This window comes from Pseudophaeobacter profundi, from assembly GCF_029697505.1.
GTDB lineage: Bacteria > Pseudomonadota > Alphaproteobacteria > Rhodobacterales > Rhodobacteraceae > Pseudophaeobacter > Pseudophaeobacter profundi.
The window spans coordinates 259,172-280,622 of record NZ_JARJEF010000002.1; the positions used below are offsets into that span (position 1 = coordinate 259,172).

The 21,451-nt window shown below is 58.2% G+C and carries 22 protein-coding genes; 6 read left to right on the plus strand and 16 right to left on the minus strand.

Annotated elements, in window-relative coordinates:
- Positions 1-47: 47 nt before the first annotated feature.
- From P2081_RS04460 to P2081_RS04475, 4 genes are all read right to left on the minus strand, one after another.
- On the minus strand, positions 48-836 hold the full coding sequence (locus P2081_RS04460) for a squalene/phytoene synthase family protein (RefSeq protein ID WP_278921678.1): 789 nt from the start codon (positions 834-836) through the stop codon (positions 48-50).
- Between the two features lie 70 nt (positions 837-906).
- Positions 907-2,529 (minus strand): citramalate synthase, encoded by a 1,623-nt coding sequence (cimA, locus tag P2081_RS04465; RefSeq protein WP_278921679.1) that lies wholly within the window; start codon positions 2,527-2,529, stop codon positions 907-909.
- Positions 2,529-3,938, minus strand: a complete 1,410-nt coding sequence (gene cysS / locus P2081_RS04470) for a cysteine--tRNA ligase (protein ID WP_278921680.1) — start codon at positions 3,936-3,938, stop codon at positions 2,529-2,531. The genes cimA and cysS overlap by 1 nt, the downstream gene beginning before the upstream one ends.
- A 216-nt stretch (positions 3,939-4,154) precedes the next feature.
- Positions 4,155-4,709 carry a hypothetical protein gene (locus P2081_RS04475; RefSeq protein WP_278921681.1) on the minus strand — a complete coding sequence of 185 codons (555 nt, stop codon included), beginning with the start codon at positions 4,707-4,709 and terminating at the stop codon, positions 4,155-4,157.
- 452 nt (positions 4,710-5,161) lie between these two features.
- Between P2081_RS04475 and P2081_RS04480 the strand changes: the two genes are divergently transcribed.
- Positions 5,162-6,730: a trimethylamine methyltransferase family protein gene (locus P2081_RS04480; protein ID WP_278921682.1), complete on the plus strand. Its 1,569-nt coding sequence runs from the start codon at positions 5,162-5,164 to the stop codon at positions 6,728-6,730.
- Positions 6,731-6,747: 17 nt separating this feature from the next.
- Here the strand turns inward: P2081_RS04480 and P2081_RS04485 are convergent, their stop codons facing one another.
- From P2081_RS04485 to iscR, 11 genes are read right to left on the minus strand one after another with little or no spacing between them, the layout of a single operon-like run.
- On the minus strand, positions 6,748-7,491 hold the full coding sequence (locus P2081_RS04485) for a glycosyltransferase family 2 protein (RefSeq protein WP_278921683.1): 744 nt from the start codon (positions 7,489-7,491) through the stop codon (positions 6,748-6,750).
- A gap of 40 nt (positions 7,492-7,531) precedes the next feature.
- The gene (locus P2081_RS04490; RefSeq protein WP_278921684.1) at positions 7,532-8,752 is read right to left on the minus strand and encodes a cysteine desulfurase; all 1,221 of its coding nucleotides are present in this window, start codon (positions 8,750-8,752) and stop codon (positions 7,532-7,534) included.
- Positions 8,745-9,338 (minus strand): YIP1 family protein, encoded by a 594-nt coding sequence (locus P2081_RS04495; RefSeq protein WP_278921685.1) that lies wholly within the window; start codon positions 9,336-9,338, stop codon positions 8,745-8,747. The genes P2081_RS04490 and P2081_RS04495 overlap by 8 nt, the downstream gene beginning before the upstream one ends.
- A complete protein-coding gene (locus P2081_RS04500) occupies positions 9,335-9,832 on the minus strand; it encodes a Yip1 family protein (RefSeq protein WP_278921686.1) in 498 nt (165 codons plus the stop codon). Before P2081_RS04500 ends, P2081_RS04495 begins: the two co-directional genes overlap by 4 nt.
- Positions 9,833-11,113, minus strand: a complete 1,281-nt coding sequence (locus P2081_RS04505; RefSeq protein WP_278921687.1) for a SufB/SufD family protein — start codon at positions 11,111-11,113, stop codon at positions 9,833-9,835.
- Position 11,114: 1 nt separating this feature from the next.
- A complete protein-coding gene (gene sufC, locus P2081_RS04510; protein ID WP_278921688.1) occupies positions 11,115-11,870 on the minus strand; it encodes a Fe-S cluster assembly ATPase SufC in 756 nt (251 codons plus the stop codon).
- Positions 11,871-11,905: 35 nt separating this feature from the next.
- Positions 11,906-12,733, minus strand: a complete 828-nt coding sequence (locus P2081_RS04515; protein ID WP_278921689.1) for a polysaccharide pyruvyl transferase family protein — start codon at positions 12,731-12,733, stop codon at positions 11,906-11,908.
- Between the two features lie 2 nt (positions 12,734-12,735).
- Complete coding sequence (locus P2081_RS04520) at positions 12,736-13,050, minus strand: YbjQ family protein (protein ID WP_278921690.1); 315 nt, start codon at positions 13,048-13,050, stop codon at positions 12,736-12,738.
- A 38-nt stretch (positions 13,051-13,088) separates the two neighbouring features.
- Entirely contained in the window at positions 13,089-14,609 is a 1,521-nt protein-coding gene (sufB, locus tag P2081_RS04525; protein WP_278921691.1) for a Fe-S cluster assembly protein SufB, read from the minus strand.
- A 15-nt stretch (positions 14,610-14,624) separates the two neighbouring features.
- Positions 14,625-15,668, minus strand: coding sequence for a cysteine desulfurase family protein (locus tag P2081_RS04530; protein WP_278921692.1), 1,044 nt, complete (start codon positions 15,666-15,668; stop codon positions 14,625-14,627).
- 54 nt (positions 15,669-15,722) lie between these two features.
- The gene (gene iscR, locus P2081_RS04535) at positions 15,723-16,184 is read right to left on the minus strand and encodes a Fe-S cluster assembly transcriptional regulator IscR (RefSeq protein ID WP_278921693.1); all 462 of its coding nucleotides are present in this window, start codon (positions 16,182-16,184) and stop codon (positions 15,723-15,725) included.
- 190 nt (positions 16,185-16,374) lie between these two features.
- On the opposite strand from iscR, the gene P2081_RS04540 reads away from it, so the two are divergent.
- From P2081_RS04540 to typA, 5 genes are all read left to right on the plus strand, one after another.
- Complete coding sequence (locus P2081_RS04540; RefSeq protein ID WP_232405645.1) at positions 16,375-17,028, plus strand: alpha/beta hydrolase; 654 nt, start codon at positions 16,375-16,377, stop codon at positions 17,026-17,028.
- Positions 17,028-17,270, plus strand: coding sequence for a hypothetical protein (locus P2081_RS04545; protein ID WP_278921694.1), 243 nt, complete (start codon positions 17,028-17,030; stop codon positions 17,268-17,270). The genes P2081_RS04540 and P2081_RS04545 overlap by 1 nt, the downstream gene beginning before the upstream one ends.
- Complete coding sequence (locus P2081_RS04550; protein WP_278921695.1) at positions 17,267-18,436, plus strand: HD domain-containing protein; 1,170 nt, start codon at positions 17,267-17,269, stop codon at positions 18,434-18,436. The genes P2081_RS04545 and P2081_RS04550 overlap by 4 nt, the downstream gene beginning before the upstream one ends.
- 150 nt (positions 18,437-18,586) lie before the next feature.
- Complete coding sequence (locus P2081_RS04555; protein WP_278921696.1) at positions 18,587-18,922, plus strand: SMR family transporter; 336 nt, start codon at positions 18,587-18,589, stop codon at positions 18,920-18,922.
- A 154-nt stretch (positions 18,923-19,076) separates the two neighbouring features.
- Positions 19,077-20,897 carry a translational GTPase TypA gene (typA, locus tag P2081_RS04560; RefSeq protein WP_278921697.1) on the plus strand — a complete coding sequence of 607 codons (1,821 nt, stop codon included), beginning with the start codon at positions 19,077-19,079 and terminating at the stop codon, positions 20,895-20,897.
- Between the two features lie 142 nt (positions 20,898-21,039).
- On the opposite strand, the gene P2081_RS04565 is transcribed toward typA, so the two are convergent.
- Positions 21,040-21,327 (minus strand): DUF1330 domain-containing protein, encoded by a 288-nt coding sequence (locus P2081_RS04565; protein WP_232405651.1) that lies wholly within the window; start codon positions 21,325-21,327, stop codon positions 21,040-21,042.
- Between the last annotated feature and the right edge of the window lie 124 nt (positions 21,328-21,451).

The window sequence follows — 21,451 nt, forward strand, 5'->3', positions numbered from 1 at the left end:
GTGGCGCCTTTTTTAATTATATCAGACCTCTACCGGGGGATATTGACCTACCAGCGCTGCCGACTGCTGCGCCAGATCAGGCCCGCGCGGCGACGAAATTCGCTTTGCCCCAGGCTGCCCTCGGCCACCCGTTCCGGCGCCTTCAGAACCTGGCGCAAAAGGCCCCGCGCCTGCCAACCTGACAACAGCGCGCTGCCTGCCTCGCGAGAGATCTTGTCGCGATCCAGTTGCGCCTGTTCAATCTGATCCAAGGCCTTTTGCGCCAGGCGGCGCAGCCCATCAGGGGTGCCATCCAGCAGCGGAATGCGCTTGTGCTGCACCAGTTCCGGGATGGCGAGCAACCAGTTGGACACCCCAACACCATAGGCAAACCTGCGCACCGTTGCCTCATCCGCCGGGCCAAGCGACGCCGCTGCCATCCACATCAAGCCACCCGTGGTTGCATCGATATATCGGTCAAATTCACCCTCATCCTCAAAGGGTTCGCGGTAGATATCCCAGCGGCGCGCCTCGGCCATTTCCTCGATATGCGCGGCAAGATGGTGTGGCAACAGCCGCCCCAGCGGGGTTGCAACAAAATGCCGCCGCACCGGTCCGCCCTGGGCAATTTCGCTGCCAATATCGCGCCACCACTGCACCCGCATTTCCGAAATCATGCTTTCCTGGCTGGCCCAGGGGGCACGTGCCAGTTCTATATTGAAAGCGTAGAGCGCAAAAAGCACTGGCCGCGCCGCAACCGGAGCCGCCATGGTCGCCAGAAAGCGATCAGGATCTCCCTGTTGCACCAGTTCGGCGCACCGGGTGACATCATCATCAAAGGCTGCCTTATCGCTCACCTGAAAACCCTTCAATTGCGACCATGCTGCCCGGCGCTACGCCCAAAAGGGCCCCAGGCCAGCTGTCGGCCTATGCAGTATCGCCGGTATCGCGGATCAGTTTCCAGCGCATCGCATCGAGCAGCGCGTCGAATGAGGCGTCAATTATATTGGCGCTGACGCCCACAGTGGACCAGCGCCGTCCTTTGCCATCTTCGCTGTCGATGATAACGCGGGTAACGGCCTCTGTGCCGCCCTGGGTGATGCGCACTTTGAAATCCACCAGCCGCATGTCATTGATAATGCTGGAATAGCGCCCAAGGTCCTTGGCCAGAGCCTTGGCCAAGGCGTTCACCGGGCCGCGATCATTGCCAGTTTCATCCATGGATTCGCTGACCGAAAGACGCTTTTCGCCATCCACCTTGATCACCACGACCGCCTCGGAAAGGCTGATCATGCGGTTATACTTGTTTTTGCGCCGCTCCACCGTGACTTTGTAGCGCTTTACCTCAAAGAATTCTGGCGCTTGACCAAGTTCTGCCCGTGCCAGCATTTCAAAAGAGGCCTGCGCCGTATCATAAGAATAGCCCTCGGCCTCGCGCTCTTTGATCCGTTCCAGAATGCGGGCCAGGGCCGGATCGCCCTTTTCAACCTGCAGCCCGGCATCCTGCAGGCGTTTGCGCAGGTTTGACTGGCCGGCCTGGTTGGACATCGGGATGATGCGGGCATTTCCGACCAGCGCGGGTTCAACATGTTCATAGGTACTTGGATCCTTCAGGATCGCACTGGCATGCAGACCGGCTTTATGCGCAAAGGCAGAGGCTCCGACATAGGGTGCCTGTTTCTGCGGCACCCGGTTCAGGATCTCATCCAGCATCCGGCTCAGCTTTGTCAGGCCTGCCAGCGCATCACGGCTGACCCCGATGTCAAACTGACTGGCATAGGGCTCTTTCAACAGCAGAGTTGGGATCAAGCTGGTCAGGTTGGCATTGCCGCAGCGCTCTCCCAACCCGTTGAGAGTACCCTGCACCTGCCGCGCACCAGCTTCCACCGCAGCCAGCGAACAGGCCACCGCATTTTCGGTGTCGTTATGGGTGTGGATCCCCAGCCGATCCCCCGGAATGCCAGCGGCGATCACCTCGGCGACGATACGGTGCACTTCGCTGGGCATTACGCCACCGTTGGTATCGCATAGCACCACCCAACGTGCCCCGGCCTCTAGCGCGGCTTGGCAGGCTGACAGGGCATAGGCCGGGTTCGCCTTGTACCCATCAAAGAAGTGTTCCGCATCATACAGCGCTTCGCGGCCCTGCGCCGTGATATGCGCAACGGATGCCCGGATGTTTTCAAGGTTTTCCTCCAGGGTAATGCCAAGCGCCGCCGTCACGTGATAATCATGCGCCTTGCCCACCAGACAGACAGCCGGGGTGTTGGCATTCATAACTGCGGCCAGAACGTCGTCATTTTCTGCCGAGCGCCCTGCCCGTTTGGTCATACCAAAGGCCGTCATGGTGGCGCGGGTTTTTGGGGCCGCATCAAAAAAGGCGCTGTCGGTGGGGTTGGCCCCCGGCCAGCCGCCTTCGATGTAATCAATCCCAAGGTCATCAAGCGCCTGAGTGATCTGCATCTTTTCTGCGGTCGAGAACTGCACCCCCTGGGTTTGCTGCCCATCCCGCAGGGTGGTGTCGTAAAGGTAGAGCCGGGATTTTTGCATCACAGCCCCTCCAGTTTGGCGGGGTCGAAATCGGGGCTAAGTTCCCAGGACGCAGGCTTGTCCTTTCGGTCGTGTAGTATAACCCCGGCATTTGCCAGCATATCCCGGAGCCGATCGGCAGTGGCCCAGTCTTTTCGCAGTTTGGCTTCGTGGCGCGATAAAACAATTGGACCAACAAGTTCCTCTCCCGACATTGCCATATTTTCTTTTGGCATCCCCCACCAAGTCTCAATAGAGTTAAGGTCGAATCCCAGAAACGCCAACGATGCTTTCAGGCGCCCCGCATCTCCGCTCTTTTTAAGCTCACGAAGTCGCGTTATCGCTTTAGATGTATTTAGGTCATCAGAAATTGCCGCGATCACCTCGTCGTCAACTACAGTTGATTTTGCCTCAAACGTCAGTGACTTAAAGTCAGACAGAGTAGCCTCGGCCTCTTTTGCCTTTTTTTCTGTCCAGTCCATCGGTTTGCGATAATGCGTGGACAAAAACACAAAGCGGATCACTTCGCCCGGAATACCCTGATCAAGCAGATCACGTACGGTAAAGAAATTGCCCAGCGATTTGGACATCTTCTTGCCCTCGACCTGCAACATCTCGTTATGCAGCCAATAGCGGGCAAAGCTGTCATCGCCATTAGCGCAGCAGCTTTGTGCGATTTCATTCTCATGGTGCGGGAACATCAGGTCATTGCCGCCACCGTGAATATCAAAGCTTGGCCCCAGCAGATCCTGCGCCATGGCAGAGCATTCGATATGCCAGCCGGGCCGCCCGCGTCCCCAGGGGCTGTCCCAGCCGGGCAACTCATCCGTCGAGGGCTTCCACAGGACAAAATCCATCGGGTTTTTCTTATAGGGCGCCACTTCGACCCGCGCGCCGGCGATCATGTCATCAACTGATCGGCCCGACAGTGCGCCATAGTGCTCTTTCCAGCTGTCTACCGCAAAGAGCACATGGCCGTCGGCCGCATAGGCATGGCCCTTGGCTATCAGATCCTCGATCATGGCAATCATCTGCGGGATGAACTGCGTCGCGCGGGGCATGTGATCAGGCTCTAACGCGCCTAAACTGCCCATATCAGCCAGATACCAGCCGATGGTTTCTTCGGTGCGTTGCTGCACCAGATCTTCCAGGCTACCTGCGGCGCCGGCCTGTTGTCGCGCTAGGGCGGTGGCGTTGATCTTGTCATCCACATCGGTGAAATTGCGCACATAGGTCACATGCGACGCGCCGTAGACCTGGCGCAACAGCCGGTAGAGCACATCAAACACCACCACCGGACGGGCGTTGCCCAGATGTGCCCGGTCGTAGACGGTGGGACCACAGAGATACAGGCGCACATTGGTGTCATCAATCGGGGTGAATTCCGATTTCTTGCGGGTCTTGGTGTTGTGCAGATTGATCGTCGTCATGACAGCTCCTTGGCGGGTGCGGATATGCAGGCACGCAATGCGGGCTTAGCAACTTGTCAAGGTGAAGAAAACGACAGAAACCAGCCCGCTGAGGATTTCAGCAGGGAATGCAACAAATAATGCGGGTGCAGGTCTGGTTCATGGTCAAGCGCTTAGCATGGCTGACGCGCGCCGCCAAGGCTGATATCGGCTGGCGAGATTACAAATCGACAGGTTTCAAAACCGAAAGGCCGCGCCAACAGCAATCCGTGTCGGGGCCTGGCGGCTGGTCTGGTTGCTGCTCTGCGCCGTGTTGCTGCCGCCGTGATGCAACAGCTCGCCGGTCAATTGCAGCGCCCGGTTCAGCGACACCCGCACCCCGATCCCCAAGGTTTCGGTCTCGGCCTGCGCATGGCCCTGCGTCTGTTCATGGCCAAGGGTCACATAGCCCAGGCTGCCGCCAAAATCATATCCGGCGCGCAGCTGAATGCTGTCGCTCTGCGATGGGGTTGCCAGGCCGGGGTAATGCCCGGGATAGGCACCGCTGGTGCCCCGCCGATAGGTGCCGCCCAGCACCACGGCGCCATAATCCCGGTCGGTCGAGAATGTCAGCCGCGTCTCGCTATCCTGCAATGCGCCATAGGGGTCCGCGGACGCGGCTGCTGCATTGGAAACAAAGGAGGTCTGGCTCCAATCGGCCGCAGCCAGCGGGCAGGCATAGGTCAGAGCCGCAATCGCACCGAACAATAGCCAGGGGGTGACGGCATTTTGGATCTTCTTAGCAGCTGGCATGATTTCTTGCCCTATTTCAGCGCCATTCAAACGCGACGTTATCTACCCGGCTATTTTGGCTGAAATTCCTTAAAGAGCGGTTCAATTCTGCGAGGTAATCCGCGCGAAACCTGCCTGGACTAGACATGAGGACGCACAGGCAAGACCACGGAAAATATTCATAAAAATATATTCTCTCTGCGCGCTGCAAAGATCTGTGCCGCCCCCATCATGGGTGAAAATATTTCATAAAATTTCACATGGGTCGCAAACGCGCTAGAATCAGCGGGCAAAAATACCAAGGCTAAAGAGGTGTCAAAAAGGATCAGCGATGTCAGCGGAACGCAGTCAAATTAGCCTGGTGGGGCGCACGATTGGGGCCGCCAGAGGCCTTGCCGCACGCGGTAGGCCCGGGGTGGAGCAGTCGAGACTACCCTAATTATGCATATGTTTTTGCCGCAAGGATCCGCCCCATGATCGACCATTCCGCCGACTCCAGCGCCGTCCCCTTCGTTAAAGCCGCCCGAAGTGGTGGCCGCACTGCCCGTCGTACTGCCCGCGCCAATGCCCTGCCCGACCATCTACGCCCTATCTGGCCTGGTCTGGAAGGCGGCGTTCTAAAACCCCTGACCACAGAGGGTATGGAGCGCATCCACCGCGCTGCCCTGGATGCGCTGGAACAGATCGGCCTTGCCGATGCGCCGCCCAGTGGTGTGAAATACCTGACAGAGGCGGGCTGTATTCAGGGCGCAGATGGCAGGATCCGTTTCCCCCGCGCACTGGTTGAAGACATGCTGGCGGTGGCCAACCGGTCGCTCACTCTGTTTAGCCGCGATGGCAAGCATGATCTCGAACTTTCGGGCAATCGGGTGCACTATGGCACTGCCGGGGCGGCAGTGCATATGGTGGATGTTGCGGGCCGCACCTACCGTGAGTCCACGGTGCAGGACCTGCATGATGCCTCTCGCATCTGCAACGTATTGGATAATATACATTTTGTGCAACGCCCTATGGTTTGTCGCGATATCCCCGACAACCTTGAGATGGACCTGAATTCGATCTATGCCACCACGTCTGGCACCACCAAACATATCGGCACATCCTTCAGCGAGCCCGGCTTTGTCGCCCCGGCGATAGAGCTGTTGCATATGATTGCGGGCGGAGAAGAAAACTGGCGCGCGCGGCCTTTTGTTTCCAATTCCAACTGCTTTGTGGTGCCGCCGATGAAATTTGCCACCGAAAGCTGTCAGGTGATGGAGGAATGCATCAAGCATGGCATGCCGGTGCTGCTCTTGTCGGCAGGCATGGCGGGGGCGACGGCACCGTCCACGATTGCCGGCGCGATCACTCAGGCGGTGGCCGAATGCCTGGCGGGGTTGGTCTATGTCAACGCGGTCAAACCCGGTGCGCCTGCCATCTTTGGCACCTGGCCCTTTGGCCTGGATCTACGCAGCGGGGCGATGACCGGCGGCTCTGGCGAGCAGGCCTTGCTGACCGCAGGCTGTGCACAGATGCACAAATTTTATGGCCTTCCCGGTGGCGCGGCAGCCGGAATTTCCGATTCAAAACTACCAGATATGCAGGCAGGATGGGAACAGATGTGTTCCAATGTGATGGCCGGTCTATCTGGGTTGAACATGGTCTATGAGGCCGCTGGTATGCATGCCTCATTGTTGGGTTTTTGCCATGAATCCCTGATCTTGGGCGACGATCTCATTGGTCAGGCGCTACGCTGTGTCCGCGGGATAGAGGTCACGGACGAGACACTCGCCCTGGATCAGATGGCCGAGGTCTGCCTGAATGGCCCGGGGCATTATCTGGGCACCAGCCAGACGCTGGGGCGCATGCAGGCCGATTTCGTCTACCCTGCCTTGGGCGACCGCACCTCTCCCAAGGAATGGGCGGAACTCGGCAAGCCAGATCTACTGCAGAAGGCAACCGCGCGCAAAGAACAGATCCTGTCAGAGAGATCCAGCGCTTGCTTTGATGCAGAGCTGGATCAAGAGATCCGGGCCCGGTTCAAGATCCATTTGCCAAGCTAAGGTAAGCAGCCGGGTGGCTAGCGCGCTTTCAACAGCTGACGCCAGTATTCCAGCCACTGTGCAAACGACAGCCCCCCGGCCTGCTTGGCCCGCATATAGCGCAATTCATGCCGCCGCAATTCGGGCGAGACGCTGGCGCTCACCTGGCCGGCATGTACACGGTTCACCACCAATGTGTCTGGTGAAATCACCGGATCGCCCAGCTGATCCCAAAGCCGCTGATACAGGTCGACATCCATCAGCCAGATCAGCTCTTCGTCGAAATAGACCAGATCCGCGCGCCGCATCGCCAGGACCGAAGGGCTGGAAACCGTATTTTTGCCAAACATCAGCTTCGGCGTCAGTCGCGGCACCATCGGGCGTTCGACCGCCCCGCCGTTACGGCTGACGCCTGATCCGCAAAGCTGCCATTTCGCCCCCTTTTCAAAGGATTGCGCGACGGTCTTCATTGCGTCAACACCGTTCAAATAGTCATCCTGAAACAGGATCTTAACGATCTCACCGCTGGCATGGCGCATGGCATTGTTCACATTGGCCGAGGCCTGCCGCTTGCCATCCCGGTTCCAGATATGACGAATGGACAGCCGATCAGCGAACCCAGCACAGATCTCTGCCACGGCTTCGTCATCGGATTGATCCGAGACCACCACCTCAAAATCAGCAAAGGTCTGCGTGGTGAGAATATCAAAGCTTTGCGCCAGGAACCCTGCGCCCTTTCCGCCCATGGCATAGGCCGGAATGCAAAGGCTGATGTGGGGCATCTGTTAGTCTTTCCTCGGCAAGCGCAGCCGCGCGGGGGTATCAGGCAAACAGGTCATGTGCCAGTTCCAGCGCTTCTATCAATGTATCGACCTCAGCCTTGGTGTTATATAGGCCGAAGGAGGCCCGGCAGGTCGCCGATAGGCCAAGATGTTCCATCAGCGGCCCGGCGCAGTGATGTCCGGCGCGCACCGCGACGCCCTTCTTGTCCAGAATGGTAGAAATATCATGCGCATGGGCAGCACCCTCTAATGTGAAGCTAAAGATGGCAGCCTTATCAGCGGCTTGCCCCTGCACGTTCAGCCAGTTCAACCCGGTCAGCCGGGCCATGGCATAGTCACGCAGTGCAGCTTCATGGGCGGCAATGTTTTCCATCCCCAGATCCATCATATAGTCCAGCGCAACGCCCAACCCGATGGTCTGCACAATGCCGGGGGTGCCGGCTTCGAACATCATCGGTGGATCGTTATAGATCACTTGGTTCTTGGACACCTCGCGGATCATATCGCCGCCGCCCATGAAGGGGCGCATTTCCGCCATCCGATCCGGATGCACATAGATGGCGCCCGACCCGGACGGACCATAAAGTTTATGCCCGGTGATCGCAAAGAAATCGCAACCAAGATCCTGCACATCCACCGGCATATGCACCGCGCTTTGTGATCCATCCACCAAGACGGGGACGCCCTTATCATGGGCGGCAGATGTGATGGATTTCACATCAACAACCGTGCCTAGCACGTTCGAACATTGGGTAATTGCAATCAGCTTGGTCTTTGGGGTGATCGCATCAATCACCACCTGTGGATCCAGGCTGCCATCTGGCGCGGTATCGACCCATTTCAGCACCACCCCCTGACGTTCACGCAGGAAATGCCAGGGCACGATATTGGCGTGATGCTCCATCACTGACAGCAGGATTTCGTCGCCCGGCTGCAGCCGGGGCATCGCCCAGCCATAGGCCACCATATTGATGCCCTCAGTGGTGCCCGAGTTCAGGACAATACTGTCTTCACTGGCTGCATTCAGAAAGGTGGCAATCCGACCGCGCACCCCTTCGTATTTTTCGGTAGCCAGATTGGAAAGGTAGTGTAACCCCCTGTGAACATTTGAATATTCATGTGAATACGCCTGATTGATTGCGTCAATCACCACCTGCGGTTTTTGCGCCGAAGCACCGTTATCCAGATAGGTCAGCGGTTTACCGTTCACCTGCCGGGACAGGATCGGAAAGTCGCTGCGGATTTTTTCTACATCATACATTTTCGGGCAACCCCAGAATGGCAGGGCCCAGCAGCCCGGCAAGAAAGATCATGGCAAAGAACAGCAGGATCGTCGCCATCAATATCACGGCAAAAGCATGCCAAAGAGAGGCAAACCCATGCGCTTCATTGACAAAGTTCAACAGCACAAAAAACATCGCAATGCCAACCACCAGAACGGCAACCATACCCAGCATCGGCGACAGTTGCAGCACCAGCAGGGCCAGCCCCAGTACCACCAGCTGCACCAGTTGATACCAGACCAAGAGCGCCAGGATCGGCATGAAACGCCCACTTCCGCCGATCATCCTACCGCCAAAGGTGACAAGCGCGGCAAAACCAAGACTGCGCAGCGCCGCCGTGAACAGCGACAGCCCGGAAATACCCGGCACCATTTGCACCCCGGCCAGCTCTGCCGAGGCGGGTAAAAGCATCGCCAGCACGCCAAAGAACAGCGCATTGAGGGTGATGGCAAGGAAGAGCCCGGTCCAGATCGCCTCATCCGGCCATTGCCGCAACAAAATGCTGCGCGCCGCCGTCCCGGGCGCCCGCAGGGTCAGCACCAAGAAAGACCAGACAAACCTCATGCCTGCACCTCTGGACGCACCCAATAGCCCTGATACATTCCCGAGATCACAAACCACAGGAAGGCCGAAAACCACAGCCCGCCAATCAGGTTCAGCTCTACCCCCGGCCCGATCATACCAGCCACCAGACCATTCAGCAGCATCAGCGGGCTGGTGGCAAGGAAGCTCCAGAACAGGGCCAGACGCGCGGCATGGCTCTCGCCCTCACCGCGCAGAATACGAGCGATCCAGTGCAGGATCAGCGCCAGTGTATAGAGCGCCAGAGGAGCCACAAAAATGATGCCAAACAATGCGTTTGACAGCAACATTGTCTGTTCCTGCCCGGTTAGATGTGCCTCGCGCGCAAGGCCGGGCATACGCCCGATAAACATCAGCGCACAGCCCGCCATCAAAAACGCCAGCATACGGTCCTCACGCGGGCCCATAGCCAGGAGCCGCGCAAAAACGCGACGCGGCCCCCGATAGGTCGCCAGGATATCTCCGGTAACGGCCATTCAGCGACGCCGCGACAGCCAGCCTTCGAGCCGGGCAACAATGTCAGCGGCGATATCCGTGTCTTCGACTTCGCCAACTGCCTCGGCCAGAAAGGCCAGGGTCAAAAGATCGGTGGCATCGGCTGTCGGAATCCCGCGCGAGCGCAGGTAGAACAGTGCCTCTTCGTCGATTGCCCCAGTGGTGGAACCATGTGAACAAATCACGTCATCGGCGTAGATTTCCAGCTCTGGCTTGGCAAGGAACTGGCTGTCCCCATCCAGCAAGAGCGACTGGCTGATCTGGTAGCCATCGGTCTTTTGTGCGCCCTCCTTGACCAGGATTTTTCCCTGGAACACCCCGGTTGCCCCGTTGCGCAGCACCTTTTTGAAAACCTGGCGGCTCTCGCAGTTGACGGCATCATGGGTGATGAACACGGTGTCATCGTGGTGGAAATCGCCATCCCCGACGCAGGCGCCAGCAATATGGGCGATGGCATCATCACCCAGCAGCTCAATCACCGATTCATTGCGGGTCAGCACGCCATTTACGGTGAGGGTGAAGCTCTTGAACACGGATTCCTTGCCCAGACGCGCAAACATATGGTTTGCAGCGCGGCGTTCATGGTCACGCCCCTGCGCTCGCACCAGATGCAACTTGCCGGTGTCGGCAATGTCGATCTCCAGGCAGCTGTTAAAGCGCGATGCGCCTGGGCCGTTTTCCAGCAGGGTTGCCTCGGCGCCCGCCTCGACCCGGACCAGATGGTGCACCATGGCATCGGACATCTCATCCGAATGCAGGTAAACCAGATTGATCGGCTTGCTTGGGGTGCCGGTCACGTGAATGGCAATGCCATCCGCCGCAAAGGCCGTATTCAGCGCAGCCAGAGGCCGTGCCACGGGGGCCTGGCCACGGGCTTCCAATACGCCATAAAGATCCTTGGCCCAGTGGATGTCCTGGCCGCAGACATCAGCGATCCGATCAATGGTAACGCCTTCCAGGCTCAGATCATCAGAAGCATCTGCATCATAGACGCCGTCGACAAAAACGATCTTCAAGCGATCGAAATCATCAAACATTGGCGCCTCGTCCGAGACAAAGACAGAGGCCTTGGTTACGTCAGTTTCCGTCAGCGTGTCGGGGCGGGTGAATTTCCAGTATTCATCCCGTCGTCCCGGCAGCCCGAGGGTTTGCACCCGCGCCAGGGCCGCCTGACGGGCCGCCGCCAGGCAGCCGCCTGCGGGCAGGCGCAGCGCGGCCAGCCGTGCCTCGGTGGCACCTTGTTTCACATCAGCAAGACCCATTTCAGGACACCTCCGCCAGGATATCGGTGTAGCCGTTGTTTTCGACTTCCAGCGCCAGCTCGGGGCCACCGGTTTTCACGATTTTACCGTCGGCAAGAATGTGTACGACATCGGGTTTGATATGATCCAGCAGGCGCTGATAGTGGGTGATAACCAGGAAACCACGGCCCTCGTCGCGCAGGGCGTTCACCCCCTCGGCCACCAGTTTCATTGCGTCCACATCCAGGCCGGAATCGGTTTCATCCAGGATGCACATCTTGGGTTCCAGCATGGCCATCTGCAGGATTTCGTTGCGCTTTTTCTCACCGCCAGAGAAGCCAACATTGACCGGACGCTTGAGCATATCAGCATCAATCTTCAGATCCTTGGCTTTGGCGCGGATGGTTTTCAGGAACTCTGCCGCCGAGAGCTCTTCTTCACCACGCGCTTTGCGCTGTGCATTCACTGCAGTGCGCAGGAAGGTCATGTTGCCGACACCGGGAATTTCAACCGGGTATTGGAAGGCCAGAAACACCCCAAGCGCCGCGCGCTCTTCGGGTTCCAGTTCCAGCAGATCCTGGCCCGCCAGGGTGGCGCTACCCTCGGTGACCTCATAGCCATCGCGGCCCGACAGCACATAAGACAGCGTCGACTTACCAGAGCCATTGGGCCCCATGATCGCATGCACCTTGCCTGCCTCAACAGTCAGGTCCAGACCTTTCAGGATCTGCTTGTCCTCATCTTCAAGTTTGACGTGCAGGTTTTTGATTTCGAGCATTTTTTCCTCGTCTCTTTTCTTGGGGCCGCACCGGTTCAGGCACTGCCAATGTGTTGTGGTGCGTGCAAGCACGCAGGAAAACTGTGGCGCAGATCCGCCTGGGCGCGACGGATGCCCGCAGCGTAGGACAGATCTGCCGGTTGTTGGGTTGCCCGCGCATGATCCGGGATCTGGTCCCAGGACAGCGGGGAAATCAGCACCCGCCCGATAGAGGCGGCGTAGTCATAGTATTTCAGGTGCCCCTGATCGCCGGGTGACACCCAGGTCGAGGGCACGCCGTAGGCATCCGCCGTGATCAGCCCATGCAGCGAAGCGGCGTAGACATGACCACAGGCGCTGATCTGGCGACAGACGCTCTGTGCATCCTGGCGCGGATCAATCAGCACCATGTCATCGCTGCCCGTGACCTGGGCCAGGCGCTGTGCTTCCTCCATCTGGCTGTGATGCGGCACCAGGCCAAAGGCATGGGTTCTGCTGGGGGAGGCGGGGTAAACATCGCCCACCAAAAGACCGGGATCGCCAAAGCGGTCGGTTTTGATCCCCAGTAAGGCCGCCGTTATAGGACCGCGCAGCAAGGCAATGTTTACGTTGGATAAAAAATCCAACGATGACACCGCGTGCAACAGGCCACTGCCCCAGATCCAGGGCTTTTGCCGATCAGGATCGAGTTCGGAAAACTTGCGCCTGGCGATCTGCAGGATTGACCCAATGGCATAAAGATCTGCCTTGCCTGGACCTGCATGCACCACATCACGGCCGCACAAATGCGCCACCACGCTGGCAGAAAGCGCGTCGCCAAAGTTTGGCACCGCCTTCCACCAGAACAGCCCAAGGGCCGCGTTATGGGATGCCGCAAGCGCCATCTTCAGCCGATCACCACTGCAGTGCCACTGGCCGAAACCATCAACATGGAATCTGCGATGACCTCGTAATCGAGATCAACACCCACCACCGCATTGGCACCCTTTTCACGGGCGCGCTCTTCCAGCTCTGCCAGCGCGGTCTCGCGCGCGTCCTGCAGTTTGCTTTCATAGGCGCCAGAGCGCCCACCGACGATATCGGTGACCGATGCAAAGAAATCGCGCACCACATTGGCGCCCATGATGGCCTCGCCCACGACGATACCCTTGTAGTCGGCGATCTGATAGCCTTCGACGGACGGTGTGGTTGTCACGATCATGTTTCTGCCTCCTTGCGGTGATGCCCAGGGGCCTGCCATTACCCGACAGACCCTTCCAGCGAGATGGCGACCAGTTGCTGGGCTTCCATGGCGAATTCCATCGGCAGGGCCTGTAGCACATCCTTGCAGAAACCATTGACCACCAGGGCCACCGCTTCTTCCTCGTCCATGCCACGCTGACGGCAGTAGAACAGCTGGTCATCGTCCACCTTGGAGGTTGTCGCCTCATGCTCTACCCGAGATGAGTTATTCTTCACCTCGATATAGGGCACCGTGTGTGCACCGCATTTGTCGCCGATCAACAAGCTGTCGCACTGGGTGTAGTTGCGCGAGTTCTTGGCCTTGGGGTGCATTGACACCAGCCCGCGATAGGTGTTCTGCGCCTTGCCGGCAGAGATACCCTTGGACACGATGCGCGACTTGGTGTTCTTGCCCAGATGCACCATCTTGGTGCCGGTATCGGCCTGCTGCATGTTGTTGGCGATGGCGATCGAGTAGAATTCGCCCTGGCTTTCATTGCCGCGCAGGATGCAGGAGGGGTATTTCCAGGTCACGGCAGAGCCGGTTTCAACCTGGGTCCACATGACCTTGGCGCGATCACCGCGGCAGTCGGCGCGTTTGGTGACAAAGTTATAGATACCGCCCTTGCCGTTTTCATCACCGGGATACCAGTTCTGCACGGTGGAATACTTCACCTCGGCGTCTTCCTCGACGATGATTTCAACCACAGCGGCGTGCAGCTGGGCGATGTCACGGGCCGGGGCGGTACAGCCTTCCAGGTAGCTGACATACGACCCCTTGTCAGCGATGATCAGGGTGCGTTCGAACTGGCCGGTGTTTTCCGCGTTGATACGGAAATAGGTGCTCAGCTCCATCGGGCAGCGCACGCCCGGCGGGATGTAGACAAAGGAGCCATCCGAGAACACGGCCGAATTCAACGTCGCATAGAAGTTATCCGAGACAGGAACCACGGTGCCGAGGTATTTTTTCACCAGTTCGGGGTGTTCTTTGATTGCTTCGGAGATCGAGCAGAAAATCACGCCAGCTTTCTTCAGCTCAGCCTGGAAGGTGGTGCCGACGGAAACGGAATCAAACACCGCGTCCACCGCAACCTTACGGCCTTCGGCGGGGGCATCTTCAGCCCCCTCGACACCAGCAAGAATCATCTGTTCTTTCAAAGGGATGCCAAGCTTCTTGTAGGTTTCCAGCAGCTTGGGGTCGACCTCATCCAGGGATTTTGGCTTCACTTCCATCGATTTCGGACGGGCGTAATAATACTGGTCCTGGAAATCGATTTCCGGGTAGTCCACCATCGCCCAGGTTGGCTCTTCCTTCTGCAGCCAGCGATCATAGGCCTCCAGCCGCCAGTTGAGCATCCACTCTGGCTCTTCGTTCTTTTCCGAGATCAGGCGAACGATATCAGTGGTCAGCCCTTTGGGGGCATATTCCATCTCGATCTCTGTTGCCCAGCCATATTTATAAGTGCTGACTTCGTTCACCGCATCCACGGTTTCCTGGTCAACGCCTTCCTTGACTTGGGTCTGGTCCAAAGCGGCCATGATTTTCTCCTACACTCACGCCACGCGGGCGCGATGTTTCTTGTGTTTCTGGAGCCACGCATCAGCAAAGCGCAGCACCTCTTCTTTTGTTGTTGTCGGCCCGAGTGAGACGCGCACGGCGCCCTGGGCGATCTCTTGGTCAAATCCCATCGCGCGCAACACCGCACTGGCGCGCACCTTGCCACTGGAACAGGCAGAACCGGCACTGATGGCAAAGCCCGCAAGGTCCATCTGCATCACCTGGGTTTCCCCCTTCCAGCCGGGAACGGCAAAGCAAGAGGTATTGGGCAGGCGCGCACTGTCTTTGCCAATACAGGTAAGCTCTGGAGCGCCAGCCACAAGGGCCTGTTCCATCAGGTCGCGCAGCTCCGCCACGCGTTCCCAGGTGCCATCAGCCAATTGCCGGGCTGCGGCTTCGGCAGCTGCGCCAAAACCTGCAATCCCGATGGTGTTTTCGGTGCCCGAGCGGCGGCCCATTTCCTGACCTCCACCGCGAATTTGCGCAGCAAGATCGGTACCACGCGGCATCACCACGGCGCCAACGCCCTTTGGCCCCCCAAGCTTATGGGCAGAGATCAGTGCCATCTGAACCCCCATCCAATTAAAGGCGATTGGCAGCTTTCCAAAGCCCTGGGTCATGTCGCTCACCGCGAGGCCCTGCGGCAGATCCTGCACAACGCCGGTTTCGGAATTGGCAAGCTGCAGGGTAGAATCCTGCGCCGCATCTGGCACCACATGCCCCGAAGGCAAAGTCGACAATTCTTCGACTGTCCAAGCCCTTACAGCGTCATGCTCAATCGCGGCTGAGCGCAATTTCCGCCCCGCCAGCGCCAGAGAGGCCCCTTCGGTAGAGCCGGAAGTAAAGACAATATCGGCACCATCCGCCCCAAAGGCCGCCGCAATCTGCGCCCGCGCACGTTCCACCACGGCCTTGGCGCTGCGCCCTTCAGCATGTACCGAAGATGGATTGCCGCAATGCTCCATCGCCGCAATCATGGCGGCGCGTGCATCCGGGTGCAGCGGGGTCGTTGCGTTATGATCCAGGTAAACCCGTGTCATAGAAACATCTTTTCTTGTTCCAAAAGGGTGGGGAATTGCGGCAATCCCATTGTGCTATTCCGCGTCTACGACAGAAAACAATCCAGGAACCGCAGGACAGGGGGCAAGATCATTCTGAATGACATCCGACAGCCTGGTCTGGTGCAGGAAGACATAGACATGGGCGCTGAGGCTTTGCCACAAACGGTTGGACAGCGATTGCGCCCGGCTACCGCTGGTCCCACCCGATGCCCCTGCCCCTATGTGCATCGCATCAACCGTTTCATCCACCGCGCTCAAGATATCTACGACGCGAATTTCCGAGGCCGGACGTGCCAGACGATAGCCGCCGCCGGGGCCGCGTACCGATGTCACCAGCTCAGCCCGGCGCAGTTTCACGAAAAGCTGTTCCAGATAGGGCAGCGATATATTCTGACGCTTGGAAATATCCCCAAGCACCACCAAAGCATCGCCCGGTTGCAGCGCGATATCTGCCAACGCGACCATGGCATAGCGGCCTTTGGTAGAAAGCTTCATCTTTCCATCTCTCCAAACATCGGTTCCGACGCGAAAACATTGACCTTTTCCGCCTGAGTGCGTATCTCAGCGTCACGGTGCAATGCAATGGCCTGCGCCAGCAATTAGAATTGTTCTAAGATGACTGATGGAATTCGTCAAGTATTCCTGAACAGCATCTGCAGAAAATGAGAGTAGGATTAACCCACCCATGCCTGAGGTCATTTTCCCCGGACCCGAAGGCCGCCTGGAAGGCCGCTATCACCCGCAAAAAGAAAAAGACGCGCCTATCGCCATCGTTCTGCATCCGCACCCCCAGTTTGGCGGCACCATGAACAATAAGGTCGTCTACAATCTGCACTACGCTTTTTACAACATGGGATTCACCGTTTTACGGTTTAATTTCCGTGGTGTAGGTCGTTCGCAAGGCGAATATGATCAGGGCATCGGAGAGCTGTCAGACGCGGCATCTGCGCTGGATTACCTGCAATCGATGAACAACAACTCCAAGCATTGCTGGGTTGCCGGGTTCTCCTTTGGGGCCTGGATCGGGATGCAGCTGTTGATGCGCCGCCCCGAAATCACCGGCTTTATCTCGGTGGCACCGCCCGCCAACATGTATGATTTCTCCTTCCTGGCGCCCTGCCCCTCCTCCGGGTTGATCATCAACGGCAGCGCCGACCGCGTGGCACCGCCTGCGGATACGGTCAACCTGGTGAGCAAACTGCATGAGCAAAAAGGCATTACCGTCACCCATACAGAGGTGGAGGGCGCTGATCACTTCTTCCAGGGCGAACACATGGATACATTGATGGGTCACACCACCGATTATGTGAAACGCCGCCTGACCGAGAATTCGCGCTGATGAGCACGATCGAAAAGCTGGGCGAAAAACTGGCGATCGATACGCTCAAGGTACAGGATGCGATCGGTGAAGATCGCTTCTATATGGAGGTTGCCCAGGTTCTTGGGGCAGCCTCTCAATCCTTGGAAGAAGCCTTCTTGACAGAAATCCGCGTCCGCCTTGCCGAACGCAAGGCCCGTGATTTCATCAGCGGCAAACTGGCGCAGGTTCAAAGCGCGCTGGAAGAGAAAGCCCGCCAATGAGCGATCGTCTGCGGGCGCAGTTTTCCTTTCTGCTCGAAGCAGACAGGCTGCGCGGGATTGAGCGTCAGAACCTGATCCTCGATTGCTCTCGCCGGGAAAATTCCGCCGAACACAGCTGGCACCTGGCGCTATACGCGCTTGTTCTGGCACCCTTTGCCGGGCCGCAGGTGACGGTGTCGCGGGTCATTCAAATGCTATTGCTGCATGACCTGGTTGAAATCGACGCAGGCGATCACCCTATTGGGGACGAGGTCGACTGGCAGGCCGTGGCCACAGCCGAAGCCAAGGCCGCAGAGCGGTTGTTTGGTCTGCTTCCCGCAGATCAAGGCAGGGCGCTGCACGCGCTTTGGCACGAATTTGAACAGGCCAAGAGCCCGGATGCAAAATTCGCCAAGCGTCTGGATCATTGCCAGCCAATTTTTCAAACCCTTTATGGCAGCAATCCGCTGCCAGATCATGTTGAAGTGGTACGGGGTAACCTGTTTGGCGGGCGCGCCGCTGCACTTGAACAAGGCTTTCCAGAAGCGTATTTTCACGCGCTTTCCTTGTTGGGGCACGAAAACGATAATGACACCAGCGCACTGTGTGCGCGCCTGCCCTTCCTCAACGCGGCGGAGGGGCTGAAATCCGTTTCGCGCGCCACCCGTATTGGCGATGGCAGCCGGGTCGAAAATTCGGCAGAGCACAGCTGGCATGTCATGCTCTATGGCTGGATCCTGGGCGAACACGCTTTGGGTGACATTGATATACCTCGTGTTATCAATATGTTGCTGCTTCATGATATCGTAGAAGTTGATGCGGGCGACACCCCTATTCACGGCGCACAAAGCGCCGAGGCCCAGGCTGCACAGGCAGCCCGCGAAGAGGTGGCGGCGGATCGGTTATTTGGGCTATTGCCCGCCGCACAGGCCAAGGATTTTCGCTCCCTCTGGGACGAATTCGAAGCTGCCACAACGGATGATGCGCTTTTTGGCAAGGCCATCGACCGGGTGCAGCCGGTGCTGCTCAACCTGTTGAATGGCGGCGGCAGCTGGATTGATTATGATGTCAGCCTGACGCAGGTTGACAGCAGAGTCGGTGCCAAGGTCCGCCGCGGTGCCCCTGTTGTCTGGGATCATGTACGCGAAGAAATCCGGCCTTGGTTTGAAATGATGGAACGTATATAGGGCCTTATCGCTAAAATCTGACCTTTGGGTCAACATGCCATTTCCAGACGATAGCAAGAATACCCCCTTGGCGTTGCCAAGGCAGAGCGCCGAGCGCGGGTCAAAAGCAGATGCCTCACCCAAAGGGGCTCACCGAACAAGGAACCCGGAATGCCCCTTCATTACATTTACCTGATCGTCGCGGTGATTGCTGAAACCATCGGAACAACCGCGCTGCAGGCCAGCCACCAGTTTACACGCCTTGGGCCGTCACTGTTGGTGCTGATTGCCTATGGGTTTTCCTTTTTCATGCTGGGTCAAACCCTGAAATTCATGCCCGTGGGATTGGTCTATGCCATCTGGGCCGGGCTTGGCATCGTGCTGATTGCGCTGATCGGATTGGTGATGTTTGGCCAACGTCTGGATCTGCCCGCGCTGATTGGCATCGGCTTGATCCTTGCCGGGGTTCTGGTCATCCACCTGTTTTCGACCTCGGCCGGCCATTAGCCATAGCGACCGGCGATGAATTGGATTTTTTCCGCCTGATAGCGGCAGGAATGTTGCCGCTTTAACGTTACGACGCCCATGAGACGTATTTCTGCTGGCCTTTGGCGCGGGTTCGGGCTATGCGCGGCGCAACTTCCTTACAAAGGCTGACGTCATGGACATGCGCAACATTGCGATCATTGCTCACGTGGACCACGGTAAAACGACCCTGGTTGATGAGCTTCTGAAACAATCCGGCGCCTTCCGCGAAAACCAGGCTGTGGCAGAACGTGCCATGGACAGCAACGACCTGGAGCGCGAGCGGGGCATTACCATCTTTGCCAAACCCACCTCGGTGGAATGGAACGGCACGCGGATCAACATCGTTGATACCCCCGGCCACGCCGATTTTGGCGGCGAGGTTGAACGGATCCTGTCGATGGTCGACGGTGTGGTGCTGCTGGTGGATGCCGCCGAAGGCCCGATGCCACAGACCAAGTTTGTGACCTCCAAGGCGCTGGCCCTGGGCCTGCGCCCCATCGTGGTGCTGAACAAGGTCGACAAACCCGACGCTGAGCCTGATCGCGCCCTGGACGAATGTTTTGATCTCTTTGCATCCTTGGATGCGACCGAGGATCAGCTGGATTTCCCGCATATGTATGCCTCTGGCCGGAACGGCTGGGCCGATGCTGAACTTGACGGCCCCCGCAAGGATCTGCACGCGCTGTACAATCTGATCGTCAACCACGTGCCCGAGCCAAAGCAGATCAAACGCCAGGGCGAAGATTTCCGTATGCTGGCCACCACCCTGGGATCTGATCCCTTTGTTGGCCGCCTGCTGACCGGCCGTGTCGAAAGCGGCACCCTGAAAGTGGGCGCAACCGTGCAGGCCCTGTCGCGCATCGGCCAAAAGATCGAACAGTTCCGCGTTACGCGCATCCAGGCCTTTCGCGGCCTGGCAGAGCAGGACATCGAAGAGGCACAGGCCGGCGACATCGTGTCTCTGGCGGGCATGACCAAGGCCACCGTGGCCGATACCATCTGTGCCCTCGCCGTGGACGAGGCGCTGGACGCCCAGCCGATCGATCCCCCCACCATCACCGTGACCTTTGGCATCAACGACAGCCCGCTCGCTGGTCGTGACGGCAAAAAGGTTCAGTCGCGGGTGATCCGTGACCGCCTGATGAAAGAGGCCGAAGGCAATGTCGCGATCAAGATCACCGACACCCCCGGCGGTGACGCCTTTGAAGTTGCCGGCCGTGGCGAACTTCAGATGGGTGTTCTGATCGAAAACATGCGCCGCGAAGGCTTTGAGCTGTCAATCTCACGTCCGCAGGTGCTGATGAAAGAAGTCGACGGCGTCCGCATGGAGCCGATCGAAGAAGCCACCATCGACGTTGATGACGAATACTCCGGTGCGGTAATCGAAAAGATCACTGGCGCCCGCAAAGGTGAGCTGGTCGAGATGCGCCCTGCAGGCGCTGGCAAGACCCGCATCATCGCGCATGTGCCCTCGCGTGGGCTCATTGGGTATCATGGCGAATTCCTGACCGACACGCGCGGTACGGGCGTTCTGAACCGCGTGTTCCACGGCTGGGCACCGCACAAAGGCTCTATTCCCGGGCGGCGCGCAGGCGTTCTCTTGTCGATGGAAAGCGGTCAGTCCGTGGCCTATGCGCTTTGGAACCTGGAAGATCGTGGCAAGATGTTCATCGGCGCGCAGGTGGATATCTACACCGGCATGATCATTGGCGAGCACTCGCGCGAAAACGATCTGGAAGTGAACCCGCTGAAGGGGAAGAAGCTGACCAACGTTCGCGCCTCTGGCACTGACGAAGCGGTACGCCTGACAACGCCGATCACCCTGTCGCTGGAAGAGGCAATCGCCTATATCAATGACGATGAACTGGTAGAAGTCACGCCAAATTCGATCCGTCTGCGCAAGCGCTATCTTGACCCGCATGAGCGCAAGCGGATGGCACGCGAAAACGGCTAAAACCGTTTTCAGGTCATTACACTGAACAAAGGGCGCTTTCGGGCGCCCTTTTGCTTTTGCTCAATGTGCTATCCAGCATAGGTACAAAAAAGGGCACCCGGTTTGGATGCCCTGTTGTTCTAGCTCTCGAAATATATTGCCTTCAGGCCGAGGTTTCCACCACCATCAATTCGCGCTCTGACGCATCGCGTGCGTGGCTCAGGGCCTCTTGGTATTCCGGGCTGTGGTAACAATCGACCGCCGCCTCGACACTGGGAAAGGTGGCAACCACGTTGCGCGGGCGTTCTTTGCCTTCCAGCTGAACAAACCGGCCGCCACGGGCGATGAATTCGCCGCCGGCCTTGGCGATGGCAGGACCGGCCAGTTTGGCGTATTTGCCATAGGCCTCTTCATCGGTGACGGTGACATGTGCAATCCAAAGTGCGGGCATGGGGGATCCTCCGGTATCGTGCCTGGCTTTTGCGCAGCATAGGCCATTGCCACCAGAGGTCGATGATTTTTTTGACCATCCGGTCCAAATCGGATCCGGGACAGAAAAAACGCCCGCCAGTCGA

Coding starts and splice junctions, on each gene's coding strand:
- typA (WP_278921697.1), top strand. CDS start 19,077: ATGGACATGCGCAACATTGCGATCATTGCTCACGTGGACCACGGTAAA.
- iscR (WP_278921693.1), bottom strand. CDS start 16,184: ATGAAGCTTTCTACCAAAGGCCGCTATGCCATGGTCGCGTTGGCAGAT.
- P2081_RS04515 (WP_278921689.1), bottom strand. CDS start 12,733: ATGGCGCTTGCGGCATCCCATAACGCGGCCCTTGGGCTGTTCTGGTGG.
- P2081_RS04530 (WP_278921692.1), bottom strand. CDS start 15,668: ATGACACGGGTTTACCTGGATCATAACGCAACGACCCCGCTGCACCCG.
- P2081_RS04505 (WP_278921687.1), bottom strand. CDS start 11,113: ATGGGTCTTGCTGATGTGAAACAAGGTGCCACCGAGGCACGGCTGGCC.
- cimA (WP_278921679.1), bottom strand. CDS start 2,529: ATGCAAAAATCCCGGCTCTACCTTTACGACACCACCCTGCGGGATGGG.
- P2081_RS04540 (WP_232405645.1), top strand. CDS start 16,375: ATGCCTGAGGTCATTTTCCCCGGACCCGAAGGCCGCCTGGAAGGCCGC.
- sufB (WP_278921691.1), bottom strand. CDS start 14,609: ATGGCCGCTTTGGACCAGACCCAAGTCAAGGAAGGCGTTGACCAGGAA.
- P2081_RS04555 (WP_278921696.1), top strand. CDS start 18,587: ATGCCCCTTCATTACATTTACCTGATCGTCGCGGTGATTGCTGAAACC.
- P2081_RS04565 (WP_232405651.1), bottom strand. CDS start 21,327: ATGCCCGCACTTTGGATTGCACATGTCACCGTCACCGATGAAGAGGCC.
- P2081_RS04490 (WP_278921684.1), bottom strand. CDS start 8,752: ATGTATGATGTAGAAAAAATCCGCAGCGACTTTCCGATCCTGTCCCGG.
- sufC (WP_278921688.1), bottom strand. CDS start 11,870: ATGCTCGAAATCAAAAACCTGCACGTCAAACTTGAAGATGAGGACAAG.
- P2081_RS04545 (WP_278921694.1), top strand. CDS start 17,028: ATGAGCACGATCGAAAAGCTGGGCGAAAAACTGGCGATCGATACGCTC.
- P2081_RS04475 (WP_278921681.1), bottom strand. CDS start 4,709: ATGCCAGCTGCTAAGAAGATCCAAAATGCCGTCACCCCCTGGCTATTG.
- P2081_RS04520 (WP_278921690.1), bottom strand. CDS start 13,050: ATGATCGTGACAACCACACCGTCCGTCGAAGGCTATCAGATCGCCGAC.
- P2081_RS04550 (WP_278921695.1), top strand. CDS start 17,267: ATGAGCGATCGTCTGCGGGCGCAGTTTTCCTTTCTGCTCGAAGCAGAC.
- P2081_RS04485 (WP_278921683.1), bottom strand. CDS start 7,491: ATGCCCCACATCAGCCTTTGCATTCCGGCCTATGCCATGGGCGGAAAG.
- P2081_RS04480 (WP_278921682.1), top strand. CDS start 5,162: ATGATCGACCATTCCGCCGACTCCAGCGCCGTCCCCTTCGTTAAAGCC.
- P2081_RS04500 (WP_278921686.1), bottom strand. CDS start 9,832: ATGGCCGTTACCGGAGATATCCTGGCGACCTATCGGGGGCCGCGTCGC.
- cysS (WP_278921680.1), bottom strand. CDS start 3,938: ATGACGACGATCAATCTGCACAACACCAAGACCCGCAAGAAATCGGAA.
- P2081_RS04495 (WP_278921685.1), bottom strand. CDS start 9,338: ATGAGGTTTGTCTGGTCTTTCTTGGTGCTGACCCTGCGGGCGCCCGGG.